We start from the raw sequence: 13354 nt of genomic DNA, 5'->3' as shown, positions 1-13354 counted from the left end.
TAGATGAGCTTATTTAACGTTTTCAATGTGACAGGTTCCGCAATGAGCGCTGAGTCTGTTCGTCTGAATACTACCTCGAGCAACTTGGCGAATGCCGACAGTGTCAGCAGCTCTGCGAAAGACACCTACAAAGCGCGTCATGCTGTATTTGGTGCTGAGTTAAGTAACGCCATGCGTGGCGGTGATACTGTGCCAGTGAAAGTTCTGGGAATTGTAGAAAGTGATAAGCCGCTTAGTGCGGAGTACAACCCTGATCATCCTCTTGCAAACGACGAAGGCTACATCTACAAGCCAAACGTCAATGTAATGGAAGAAATGGCAAACATGATTTCGGCTTCTCGCGCATACCAAACGAATGTGCAGGTTGCTGATTCTAGTAAACAAATGCTGCTGCGTACGCTGCAGATGGGTCAATAAGGATAAGGAGGTAGCGTATGGCCGGAATTAACAACGTTGGTCAAAGCGGCTTGTCCTATATCGACCAGCTTAAAAGTCTTCAAGAGAACAAAAAAGCGGAAGGGAGCACAGGTAAGCAGGACCTAAAACAGGAAGACTTCTTATCGTTGCTCACGAAGCAATTGTCTCAACAGGACCCTTTTAAGCCGGTAAGTAATGACCAGATGATTGCGCAAATGGCGTCATTTGCGACCGTAGATGGCATTGGCAAGATGAACACTCAGTTTGAGAGTTTGAACTCGTCAATGACATCGAACCAAGCGTTGCAAGCTTCCTCTTTGGTAGGGCGCGACGTATTGGTCCCAGGTGCGGCGGGTGTGAAGCAAGACGATGCGCCTATGGCGGCAATGGTTAAGCTTTCGAAATCTCTCGACAATTTGTTTGTTCGTGTAGAAGACGAAGCCGGCCAATTGGTTCGTACTTTTGAGGTAGGTGCGAAACCAGCCGGCGACACACGCGTACTTTGGGATGGTAATGATGAAAGCGGTAATCCATTGCCTGCTGGCAAATACAAAGTGAAAGCGTCTGGCTTAGTGGATGGGGAGTCACAAGAGTTCCCAGTGTCTACTTATGCCAACGTAAACAGCGTATTGCTGGGTAAAGGTGACGGAAACGTATTACTCAATCTGGCTGGTTTTGAATCACCAGTTCGACTTGCAGAAGTACTGGAAGTCGGCAAAGCGTAATCCATAACACGCTAGATTAGGAGATTTTGGAATGTCATATGTATCTTTAAGCGGTTTGTCCGCGGCTCAACTGGATTTAAATACAACCAGTAACAACATTGCGAACGCCAACACGTACGGCTTTAAAGAGTCTCGTGCGGAATTTGCTGATGTTTACTCAAACTCTTTGTTTACTAACGCTAAAACCACTCCGGGTGGCGGTGCACAAGCAAGCCAAGTGGCACAACAGTTCCACGAAGGCTCAAGCATTTACACCAACAACCCAATGGATTTGCGTGTATCGGGTACTGGCTTCTTCGCAGTAGCGAAAGATCGTCTTATCCCACAACAAAATGAAATGACACGTAACGGTGCATTCCATTTGAACAAAGAAAACTACATGGTAACCGCGAACGATGAGTTCCTACTTGGTTATCAAGTAAACCCAGAGTCTGGTGAGGTTTCATCTTACGAGCCACAACCAATCAATATTCCTGCGGAATTTGGTAAGCCAAAACAAACAGCGAACATTGAAGTGGGCGTGAACTTACCTGCTAACGGTGATTTGAAAGATCCAACTCAGTTTGATTTTTCAGACCCAGATACATACAACCGTTCAACCTCTTCGACCATTTATGACTCGATGGGTCAATCTTACAAGTTAACAACGTACTACTTGAAAGATCAGACTCAGCCAAACACGTGGAACACTTACTACACAGTAACAGACAAGAGTGGTGAGAAGCCGTTAAACGTTGCTGGTGGTGATGCGCAAACACCAACAGGTCATATTGGCCACACCATGAAGTTCAACAACGATGGTACGTTGGCAAGCCTAAACAGCGGTAACCCGATTACTTCTGTTGCATTGGGTGATCCTGCAACAAACACCACTCCGCTTGATATGAATGGTGCAGATCCTGCTCAGACGCTTAACTTTGGTCTGGGTGCTGCGACACAATTTGCCGCCCCATTTGAGCTGACTAAGTTTGATGAAGATGGTGCGACAACGGGTTTCCTAACCAAAGTTGACTTTGATGAAAACGGCAGCGTATTGGGTACTTACTCAAACGGTGAAAACGTAACATTGGGTCGTGTGGCGCTAGTTCGTGTTCCTAACGAGCAAGGTCTGGATAAGAAGGGCGGTACGCAATGGGATTCAACTCAGTTCTCTGGTGACAAGATTTGGGGTGAATCAAACAAAGGCTCTTTCGGTACTATCAACAACGGTATGCTGGAACAGTCAAACATTGATATGACTCAGGAGCTGGTGGATCTGATCTCTGCTCAGCGTAACTTCCAAGCAAACTCACGTTCGCTAGAAGTACATAACCAGCTACAACAAAATATCCTGCAGATTCGATAATCTGCATTATCAAGTTAGGCGTGCTTTCGCCGCTTGGCTTGATAACATCATGACATTCATCTGATGCTTAGCCTGAAAACACCTCAGTTCAGGCTAAGCATGCTTTGATCTCTGGTTTGCCGCTGTTGCCGCCATATGGATCAAAATCTTGCCTCCCTTTGCAGTTTTCCTTAATTGAACATCCTTCTTGATTGCCTTTAATTTCATTCAAGTTTTTGATAAATAAGCCTATTTTTATCTTGGCATAACTATTGCTTTTACTCCGAAGTACAGAGACTTTTTTGGAGTAGATTATGGATCGCGCACTGTTTCTCGCAATGAGTGGCGCCAAGCAAAATATGCAGGCTTTGCAATTGCGCGCTAACAACTTGGCTAACGTCAGCACGACGGGTTTTCGTGCGGATTTAGCACAGGCTCGCTCAATGCAAGCGTATGGCGATGGTTTACCGTCACGCGTGTTTAGCATGACAGAGCGTCCGGGACATAATTTTGCTCAAGGCAGCGTGATCACGACTGGTCGCGATTTGGACATTACCGTCGAAGGCAGCGGTTGGATTTCTGTATTGGATCATACCGGAAAAGAAGGTTTGACCCGTAACGGTAACCTCAAAATTGACCAAAATGGCATGCTAACCAACGCAAGCGGTCATGCCGTTTTGGGTGAGAACGATGCGCCAATCACTCTGCCAATCCCACTCTCCAAAATCGAAATCGGTCGTGATGGCACCATCTCTGTACTTCCACAAGGTGCGCCGGCTGAAGAATTACAAATCGTTGATCGTATCAAGCTTGTGAAAACTGACGATCAAAGCTTATTTAAAGACACCAATGGCTTATTTCGCCATAAAACTCCAAACCAGCCTTACGAAGCAGACGGCACTATCAGCATCCAAACTGGTGCGATTGAAGGTAGTAACGTGAATGCCGTAGGTGAAATGACCGCGCTGATTGACCTTCAACGTCAATTCGAAATGCAGGTCAAAATGATGAGCACCGCTGAAGAGATGGACAAATCTTCAGATTCATTGCTTCGTATGAGTTAACAGAGTTAGAGGTTCACTATGCATCCAGCACTATGGGTAAGTAAAACAGGTCTAGACGCCCAACAAACCAACATCGCTACGATTTCGAACAACTTGGCGAACGCCTCGACCGTGGGCTACAAAAAAAGCCGTGCGGTCTTTGAAGATTTGTTCTATCAAAACATCAACCAGCCGGGCGGTCAGTCTTCTCAAAACACCGAGCTGCCAAGTGGCTTGATGCTTGGTGCTGGTTCTAAAGTGGTTGCAACGCAAAAAGTGCACACGCACGGTAATGCGCAAACCACCACCAACGCATTGGACATGATGGTGGAAGGCGATGGTTTCTTCCAAGTGACTCTGCCTGACGGCAACATCGGTTACACCCGTAACGGCCAGTTCACGCTAAATGGTGAAGGCACGCTGGTGACATCTGGTTCTGGTTATCCAGTAGAACCTGAAATTGTGATTCCTGAAGATGCGATTTCTATCACTGTCGGTACGGACGGTGAAGTATCTGTGCGCGTACGTGGTCAGCAAGACAACCAAGTCGTTGGACAGTTGACTATTACAGACTTTGTTAACCCAGGTGGCCTAGAGCCAATCGGTCAGAACCTTTACTTGCCAACAGGCGCAAGTGGCGACCCGCAAGAAGGTGTTCCGGGTTTGGACGGTTTAGGTGAAATTCGCCAATCCATGCTAGAAGCCTCCAACGTAAACGTGACAGAAGAATTGGTCAACATGATCGAAGCTCAGCGCGTGTATGAAATGAACTCTAAAGTGATCTCATCTGTCGATAAGATGATGAGCTTCGTTAACCAGCAGTTGTAACGGCGAAAGTTAGCCATTAAGGAGCTCATAATGAAACGAATCTGTTTACTTGCGCTGATCACAACCATGTCTGGCTGTGCGATGTTAGAACCCATCGAAACGGATGAAGTGACGCAAGCGACTACCGTTGTGGATGCGGTTGAAGGCGATAAGTCGAAAGACGAGAGTAGCGGCATCGTTGATACACTGCGTGGCAGAAATGATCCGGTTGCTGGTGATCCAGCGTGGGCTCCAATCCATCCAAAACAAAAGCCTGAGCATTATGCTGCGGCGACGGGTTCTCTGTTTAGCCCAGAGCACATTACCGATTTGTATGACGACTCTAAACCTCGCGGCATTGGCGACATCATCACAGTCACGTTAGATGAAACCACCAGTGCGACGAAGAGCGCTAACGCGGATTTGTCGAAAACCAACGAAGCGCAAATGGATCCGTTACAAGTGGGCGGTGAAGAGCTGAAAGTAGGCGGCAAGTACAACTTCTCGTATGACTTAAACAACACCAACACCTTTGCTGGTGACTCTTCTGCGAAGCAGAGTAACAGCATCAGTGGTTACATTACGGTCGAAGTGATCGAAGTGCTGGCAAACGGCAACCTCGTGATCCGTGGTGAGAAGTGGATGACGCTAAATACGGGTGACGAGTACATTCGCTTAAGCGGCACAATTCGTCCTGATGACATCAACTTCGACAACACAATTGCGTCAAATCGCGTGTCTAACGCAAGAATTCAATACTCAGGAACTGGTCTGTCGCAAGATATGCAAGAGCCTGGTTTCTTGGCACGATTCTTTAATGTAGCGCTATAAGACGCCGCACTGACGGCAAATTGACTGCAAGAGATTAAGTAAGCATGAAAAGAATCGTTTTATTACTGATGAGCGTTGCTCTGTTTTCTACCGCCGCCCAAGCCGCACGAATCAAAGACGTCGCGCAAGTGGCAGGCGTGCGAAGCAACCAACTCGTGGGTTATGGTTTGGTTTCAGGCTTACCAGGCACGGGCGAAGCGAACCCATTTACTGAGCAAAGTTTTGCGGCCATGCTGCAAAATTTCGGCATTCAGCTGCCGCCGGGTACTAAGCCAAAAATCAAGAACGTTGCCGCGGTTATGGTCACGGCAGAGTTGCCGCCATTTTCTAAGCCGGGTCAACAAGTGGACGTGACTGTATCGTCAATCGGCAGTGCGAAAAGCCTACGTGGTGGTACGCTTCTACAAACGTTCCTTAAAGGTCTAGACGGTCAAGTTTATGCGGTTGCACAAGGTAACTTAGTGGTGAGCGGTTTCAGTGCTGAAGGCGCTGACGGTTCAAAAATTGTTGGTAACAACCCAACTGTTGGTCTTATCTCTAGTGGTGCGACGGTAGAGCGCGAAATTCCAAACCCATTCGGTCGTGGTGATTACATTACTTTCAACTTGCTTGAATCTGATTTCACGACCGCACAACGCATGGCGGATGCGGTAAACAACTTCCTTGGCCCACAAATGGCTAGTGCAGTCGATGCGACGTCGGTACGCGTGCCTGCCCCGCGTGATGTCAGCCAGCGTGTGGCGTTTTTGTCCGCGATTGAAAACCTAGAGTTTGACCCAGCTGATGGCGCGGCGAAGATCATTGTTAACTCCCGTACTGGCACTATTGTCGTTGGCAAACACGTGCGTCTTAAGCCTGCGGCAGTGACGCATGGTGGCATGACTGTCGCCATCAAAGAAAATCTAAACGTTAGCCAACCAAACAGCTTCTCTGGCGGCCAAACGGTCGTGGTGCCCGATTCAGATATCGAAGTGACGGAAGAAAAAGGCAAGATGTTCAAATTCGAGCCGGGTTTGACGCTGGATGACCTCGTACGTGCGGTGAATGAAGTGGGCGCAGCACCTTCTGATTTGATGGCTATCTTACAAGCATTGAAACAAGCTGGTGCCATCGAAGGCCAGTTGATCATCATTTAATGGTTAGGAGGTTGCGATGATGAAGAATCCTAACGATATCGGTTTTATTCACGACATTAGCTCACTCGATAGCCTGCGTCAGAAAGCGGTGAAAGAGGGCAAAGATGGCGAGCAAGAAGCACTGCATGCGGCTGCTCGTCAGTTTGAGTCTATCTTTACATCCATGATGCTGAAGTCGATGCGCGAAGCGAACGAAGGCTTCGAGTCGAACATCATGAATAGCCAAAATGAGAAATTTTACCGCCAGATGCTTGATGAGCAGATGGCGAGTGAATTGAGCGCAAATGGCTCTATGGGCTTGGCAGATATGATTGTGGCACAGCTGACGGCTGGCCAAGGCAATGATAAGAGCGAAACGGCAATGCGCAATGCGGCAAACAGCGCGGTAGAATATCGTCGCGTGGACCCTAAAAAAGCGCGTGAAATTGAAAAGCGTTTGATTGAGTCCGGCGAACTTTCCCGTACCAGCCATACTCCCGCTAAGTTTGATTCGCCAGAATCTTTTGTGAACTCCATGAAGCCGTACGCTGAAAAGGCGGCGAAAGCGTTGGGTGTAGAACCATCATTGCTTCTTGCTCAAGCAGCTCTGGAAACTGGCTGGGGACAAAAAGTGGTGCAAAATGCTCGTGGTAGCAGTAACAACTTGTTCAACATCAAAGCAGACAGAAGCTGGCAAGGTGACAAAGTCACCACGCAAACATTGGAATTTCATGACAATACGCCAGTGAAAGAGACGGCAGCGTTTCGTTCTTACTCGAACTATCAAGATAGTTTCAACGACTACGTCCGTTTCTTGAATGACAACCCACGTTACGAGACGGCATTGCAGCAACGTGGAGATTCTGAATCCTTTATTCGCGGTATTCATCGAGCAGGTTATGCGACGGATCCAACCTACGCCGACAAAGTTCTGCAAGTGAAGCAGAAAATCGAAAGTATGTAACCTTTTGGGGTTGCCGCGTACGCGATTCATTGAGGCTTGCCATCGTGCAAGCCTTTATTTTACCTGAATTTACTACTCCAAATTCCACTTGGCACATCTTTTGCTTTTACTTGTCTAGGTGATCGGTATTTACCGATCTTATTTCGTTTTTGGGGGCAGGTATGGCGTCAGATCTTCTGAATGTAGGTACTCAAAGTGTGCTTACTGCTCAGAGGCAGTTAAATACTACTGGTCATAACATTTCTAATGTTAATACAGAAGGTTACAGCCGTCAGTCAGTGATTCAGGGTACCAACGATCCACGCATGTTTGGTGGTTCGACCTACGGCATGGGCGTGCATGTGGAAAATGTTCGCCGCTCGTGGGACCAATTTGCCGTTAATGAACTCAACCTGTCCTCTACAAGCAATGCGAATAAAACGGATACCCAAGATAACTTAGACATGCTTTCTAGCATGTTGAGCTCTGTTGCATCGAAGAAGATCCCAGAAAACCTCAACGAGTGGTTTGATGCTGTGAAAACCATGGCAGACACACCAAACGATTTAGGTGCGCGTAAAGTTGTGTTGGAAAAGGCAAAAATCTTTTCAGACACATTAAACGACTTTCACGAAACGGTGCGACTGCAGTCAGACGTAACCAATAAAAAATTGGACATGGGCATTGAGCGCATTAACCAACTGGCGCTAGAAATTCGTGACATTCACCGCTTGATGATGCGCACTCCTGGTCCACATAACGATTTGATGGATCAGCATGAAAAGCTGATTACCGAGCTGTCGGAATACACTAAGGTCACCGTGACCCCACGTAAAAACGCTGAAGGTTTCAACGTGCACATCGGCAATGGTCATACCCTGGTGTCGGGCACAGAGGCAAGCCAATTAAAAATGATTGATGGCTACCCAGACGTGCACCAACGACGTCTAGCGATGGTCGAAGGCGATGGTATTAAAGCGATTAAGGCCGACGACATGGACGGCAAAATCGGCGCGCTACTCGACATGCGTGACAAACACATTCCGCAGCTGCTGGATGAAATGGGGCGCTTAGCTACCGGATTCTCTTACAAGGTCAACCAACTGCAATCGCAAGGTTTGGATCTCAACGGCAAAATCGGTAAAGACGTTTTCACCGATGTGAATTCTGAGCTGGTGGCTAAATCACGAGTCTTTACCGCACCAAACTCGAAAGCGGATGTTGCCGTTTATGTCGATGATATTTCGGCGTTGAAAGGTGGCGAATATGCGCTGCGCTTCGACGGTGATCGCTACAGCGTGACAACACCGAAAGGCGAGCAAGTTCAGATAGATATAGACCAGTCGGATTCTACCTTCGTATTGGATGGCATGAGAGTGCAAATCGGCGAAGGCCTTGCCGCTGGCGAACGAGTGCTGCTGCGTCCTACTCGCAGTGGTGCTGCCATCATCAAGATGGAAACCAATGATGCTAAATCCATTGCCGCACAAAGTTATGAAGCGTCTACGACGTTTGCTCAAGGCAGTGCGAAATTCAATATTCGTGAAGCGGGTGATGTAAAAGAGTTTGAAGTGACGGTTCAGCCGCCCGATGAAAAGCACGACAAAGCGTGGCTAAAGATTACCGATAACAAAGGTAACTTACTGTCCGATAAATACTCTTATCCGTTAGACAAAGATGATCCGCTGATTGAAATCTCAGTGCCGAAAAGTCATCCGCTATACAAAAATGGCGATGCAACCATCTTTGAACTGACAGAAGGCGCACTGCTGAACGACAAATTTACGGCCAACTTGGTGCCGTCAGAAGGTGGTAACGGCAACTTGAGAAAGATGCAGCAATTACAAACCAACAAAATGATGGATGGTAAATCGAGCACCTTGATTGACGTTTACCACAATCTTAATACTGAAGTGGGTTTGAAATCGGCAACGGCTAACCGCTTAGCATCGGTTGCGCGTTTAGAGCATGAAGCCGCACAAGAACGTGTAGCATCGATTGCGGGTGTGAACCTCGATGAAGAGGCCGCCAACATGATGAAGTTTCAACAAGCTTACATGGCTTCATCACGCGTGATGCAGGCGGCAAATGACACCTTCAACACCATTTTGCAACTGAGGTAAGGAGAAGAGATAAGTGTTAACCCGAATTTCTAGTTTCCATAACTATCAGTCCGTACAAAATGACTTGCGTCGCCAAGAGAACAAGATCCATCACAACCAAGAGCAACTTGCCTCAGGTAAGAAGCTGCTTAAACCAAGTGATGATCCGCTGGCCGCGCATTACATTCAGAATATTGGCCAGCAGCAAGAGCAGTTAAAGCAATATTTAAGCTCGATTGTGTTGGTGCGTAACCGTTTAGAAAACCACGAAGTGAACATCGCGAACGCAGAAAGTTTCGCTGATGAATCGAAACGTCTCACAATGGAAATGATCAACGGTGCGTTCTCTGCCGAAGACCGACAAGCGAAAAAACGCGAGTTGGAAGAAATTGCAAATAACTTCCTTAACTTAGTGAATGCGCAAGATGAATCGGGCAACTACGTGTTTGCGGGGACAAAGCCGAAAAGCCAGCCATTTTATCGTGATAAAGATGGCAGCGTGCAATACGCTGGTGATGATTACCAACGCAAAATGAAAGTGTCCAGCATGCTGGATATGCCGATGAACGATCCTGGTAGCAAACTGTTCATGGAAATCCCAAACCCGTTTGGTGATTACCAGCCTAGTTACGATTTACAAAGCGGCTCTGACTTACTGCTAAGCAAAGCAATCAATGTGGATGCGAAGGACACCGCTTCTTATCGCGTGACGTTTGTCGATATGAATAACGGTAAGTTTGGCTACCAATTGGAGCGAAACGGCAAAGTGGTGGACGCTGACGAATTTTCGCCAGAAAAAGGCATCGAGTACAAAGGACTTAAAGTGCATGTGAAAGGGCAAATTACCCCTGGAGACAGCATCGGCATCGAAAAACGTGAGTCCTTCAGTATTTTCGATACCTTTAAGGAAGCGATGTCTTGGTCGGATAAATCCGTCTCCGATACATCAGCGACCGCGAAGTTGCACCAAATGACTGAGGAATTTCAAGCCGCATTCATCCATTTGAACAAAGCTCGAACCGACGTGGGTGCAAGGCTGAGCACGCTTGATATTCAAGAGCAAAACCACGAAGACTTTAACTTGTCTTTGGCAAAAGCAAAGAGCAATTTTGAGGATTTGGATTACTCCAAAGCCGTGATCGAGTTCAGTGAGAACTCGCGTGCATTGCAGGCCTCGCAACAAGCTTTTGGCAAAACAAAAGACCTGACATTGTTTAACTACATTTAATGATTTGACGGCCAGCGGCGAATAACGACAACGAGAGATTTTGATGCCTTATGTGCCAAGCCTTAAGTGCGAGAAATATCAAAAGTCGTTTAGCTGAGCTGAGGTGAGTGAGCGGCATGTTTTTACCGAATGCGGCAAAGGCACCAGTGGCAATGTGAGCGGCAAGCTTCTCTTGGTGTGAAAATATCTTCATCGCATAGAGAAAGAGGTCGAAAACAGCGAGTGTGTTATCTAACTTATTGTTTATTTATCTATTTTAATTTGGAATCGAAATCTTAAATAAGTTGGCACACAAATTGTATTGAATAATGTCAGAACAGATTTCGAGATTCTAAACCCTGCGTTAAAGGCAGATTTAGCAAGTAATTTTTACGGTCAGTGCTTATCCAAATGAGAGTAAAGCTGGCCGCTTCGCAAAAGCTTGCGAACTCAAAAGGAGAGCAAAATGGCTGTAACAGTTAGTACTAACGTCTCCGCGATGACCGCGCAGCGTTACTTAAATAAAGCGACCAACGAGCTGAATACCTCGATGGAGCGTCTATCATCAGGTCACAAAATTAACAGTGCAAAAGACGATGCAGCAGGTCTACAGATCTCCAACCGTCTAACGGCACAGTCTCGTGGTCTTGATGTGGCAATGCGTAACGCGAACGATGGTATCTCTATCGCTCAAACGGCTGAAGGTGCGATGAACGAAGCAACGTCAGTGATGCAGCGTATGCGTGACTTGGCTATCCAGTCATCAAACGGTACTAACTCTCCAGCTGAGCGTCAGGCAATCAACGAAGAATCAATGGCGTTGGTTGACGAACTGAACCGTATCGCAGAAACCACATCATTCGGTGGCCGTCGTCTATTGAACGGCTCATTCGGTGAAGCGGCATTCCAAATCGGTGCGAGCTCTGGTGAAGCGATGATCATGGGTCTAACCAGTATTCGTGCAGATGACACTCGTATGGGCGGTGTGACATTCTTCTCTGAAGTAGGAAAAGGTAAAGATTGGGGTGTTGATCCAACTAAAGCCGATCTAAAAATCACGCTTCCTGGCATGGGTGAAGACGAAGATGGTAATGTTGATGACCTAGAAATCAACATCAACGCGAAAGCGGGTGATGACATTGAAGAGCTAGCAACGTACATCAATGGTCAATCAGACATGATCAACGCGTCTGTAAGCGAAGATGGCAAGCTGCAAATTTTTGTTGCTCATCCAAACGTTCAGGGTGACATCTCGATCTCTGGTGGTCTTGCTTCTGAGCTAGGCCTAAGTGATGAGCCAGTAAGAACATCAGTACAAGATATTGATATGACAACGGTTCAAGGCTCTCAGAACGCGATTTCTGTACTGGACTCTGCACTGAAATACGTGGATTCACAACGTGCGGATCTTGGTGCGAAACAAAACCGTCTGAGCCACAGCATCAACAACTTGGCAAATATCCAAGAAAACGTTGACGCGTCGAACAGCCGAATTAAAGACACGGACTTTGCGAAAGAAACAACGCAAATGACCAAAGCACAAATTTTGCAACAAGCAGGTACTTCGATTCTTGCTCAAGCGAAACAGTTGCCAAACTCTGCAATGTCACTATTGCAGTAGTTTATACCAATTACAGTGAATAAGAGTTCATAAATGGCGTAGATTCAATGCTTGAGAACGAGGCAAAGTTTTTCGATAAGTAGTCATTCTACAGTCAAAAACTTTAACGTAGTTATCGAGCATTTTAGCAAGCTAGGGTGGGCAGTTATTTACTACGATTGGTATCCTCTAGCCTGTATTCAATACATTCAGACGTGGATGGGAATGCGGGCTTTTGGCAAGCAACTTTATAACAGAATGAATGGCTCTCTCATCTCTCACCTGCCAATCATTTTCAATGTAGAGTTGCACCCGGTATGCCGGAAATGTGTTCATTTCTCTTGATCTCCACATAGGCTCTGGCGACCAACCTAGCCCCAGTTCTCTCAAAGGAAAAGGGGCTTTTTCTTTTCTGCATTTTCCTTCTTTTATGTTCTCTATTCATTTCCTTATCTCTTATTTTTGATGCTTTTCTGTACAATTTGGCCCTCTCGGCTCAATTTGTAGAAACTTGAGCACTTTTTCTGACTTTTCTTCAATTTTTTTAGCCAAATCTCGCAATGTTATTTTTTTAATTTTTTTTCTAAAGCTTCTGAATTTGGTGTCGTTAATAGAAGTAACTTTGAGAGAACTACTTGGTTTTCCGAGACGTCGGAAACCGCTACATCGGAAAATCAATTGGAGAAATCACCATGGCAGTGAATGTAAACACTAACGTATCAGCGATGACCGCTCAGCGTTACCTAAACAACGCAAACTCAGCACAACAAACCTCAATGGAGCGTTTGTCTTCGGGTTTCAAAATCAACAGCGCAAAAGATGACGCTGCGGGTCTACAAATCTCGAACCGTTTGAACGTACAAAGCCGTGGCCTGGATGTGGCTGTTCGCAACGCGAACGACGGTATCTCTATTGCACAAACTGCTGAAGGTGCAATGAACGAGACCACCAACATCCTACAACGTATGCGTGACCTGTCTCTACAATCAGCAAACGGCTCAAACTCGAAAGCAGAGCGCGTTGCGATTCAAGAAGAAGTGACAGCACTAAACGACGAACTAAACCGTATCGCAGAAACCACCTCTTTTGGTGGTAACAAGCTACTAAACGGCACACATGGTGCGAAATCGTTCCAAATCGGTGCTGATAACGGTGAAGCAGTAATGCTTGAGCTTAAAGACATGCGCTCAGACAACAAAATGATGGGCGGTGTGAGCTACCAAGCTGAAAGCGGTAAAGG

General features: G+C 46.6%; 12 protein-coding genes. All 12 read left to right on the top strand.

Going from position 1 to position 13354, the window contains the following annotated elements; translation table 11 throughout:
• The first annotated feature begins 3 nt into the window (after positions 1-3).
• Positions 4-417, top strand: coding sequence for a flagellar basal body rod protein FlgC (gene flgC / locus NL646_RS16400; protein ID WP_005462293.1), 414 nt, complete (start codon positions 4-6; stop codon positions 415-417).
• A 17-nt stretch (positions 418-434) separates the two neighbouring features.
• The gene (gene flgD / locus NL646_RS16395) at positions 435-1142 is read left to right on the top strand and encodes a flagellar hook assembly protein FlgD (RefSeq protein WP_005462292.1); all 708 of its coding nucleotides are present in this window, start codon (positions 435-437) and stop codon (positions 1140-1142) included.
• Between the two features lie 31 nt (positions 1143-1173).
• Positions 1174-2487 (top strand): flagellar hook protein FlgE, encoded by a 1314-nt coding sequence (flgE, locus tag NL646_RS16390; protein WP_005462291.1) that lies wholly within the window; start codon positions 1174-1176, stop codon positions 2485-2487.
• 293 nt (positions 2488-2780) lie between these two features.
• On the top strand, positions 2781-3530 hold the full coding sequence (locus tag NL646_RS16385) for a flagellar basal body rod protein FlgF (protein WP_005462290.1): 750 nt from the start codon (positions 2781-2783) through the stop codon (positions 3528-3530).
• A gap of 18 nt (positions 3531-3548) precedes the next feature.
• Complete coding sequence (gene flgG / locus NL646_RS16380; RefSeq protein ID WP_005382032.1) at positions 3549-4337, top strand: flagellar basal-body rod protein FlgG; 789 nt, start codon at positions 3549-3551, stop codon at positions 4335-4337.
• Between the two features lie 30 nt (positions 4338-4367).
• Positions 4368-5147 (top strand): flagellar basal body L-ring protein FlgH, encoded by a 780-nt coding sequence (flgH, locus tag NL646_RS16375; RefSeq protein WP_005462288.1) that lies wholly within the window; start codon positions 4368-4370, stop codon positions 5145-5147.
• A gap of 44 nt (positions 5148-5191) precedes the next feature.
• Positions 5192-6283, top strand: a complete 1092-nt coding sequence (locus tag NL646_RS16370) for a flagellar basal body P-ring protein FlgI (protein ID WP_253664455.1) — start codon at positions 5192-5194, stop codon at positions 6281-6283.
• Between the two features lie 16 nt (positions 6284-6299).
• The gene (gene flgJ / locus NL646_RS16365; RefSeq protein WP_140222524.1) at positions 6300-7226 is read left to right on the top strand and encodes a flagellar assembly peptidoglycan hydrolase FlgJ; all 927 of its coding nucleotides are present in this window, start codon (positions 6300-6302) and stop codon (positions 7224-7226) included.
• 161 nt (positions 7227-7387) lie between these two features.
• Positions 7388-9328 (top strand): flagellar hook-associated protein FlgK, encoded by a 1941-nt coding sequence (flgK, locus tag NL646_RS16360; protein WP_005482264.1) that lies wholly within the window; start codon positions 7388-7390, stop codon positions 9326-9328.
• 13 nt (positions 9329-9341) lie between these two features.
• Complete coding sequence (flgL, locus tag NL646_RS16355; RefSeq protein ID WP_253664454.1) at positions 9342-10535, top strand: flagellar hook-associated protein FlgL; 1194 nt, start codon at positions 9342-9344, stop codon at positions 10533-10535.
• Positions 10536-10980: 445 nt separating this feature from the next.
• On the top strand, positions 10981-12135 hold the full coding sequence (locus NL646_RS16350; protein WP_005462278.1) for a flagellin: 1155 nt from the start codon (positions 10981-10983) through the stop codon (positions 12133-12135).
• A 671-nt stretch (positions 12136-12806) separates the two neighbouring features.
• The coding region (locus NL646_RS16345) for a hypothetical protein (RefSeq protein ID WP_029807284.1) at positions 12807-13354 on the top strand (548 nt) is incomplete at its 3' end.

Source organism: Vibrio sp. Y20_XG_PY13 (assembly GCF_024181925.1).
Lineage (GTDB): Bacteria > Pseudomonadota > Gammaproteobacteria > Enterobacterales > Vibrionaceae > Vibrio > Vibrio parahaemolyticus.
This window is presented reverse-complemented; position numbering and strand designations above follow the sequence as displayed.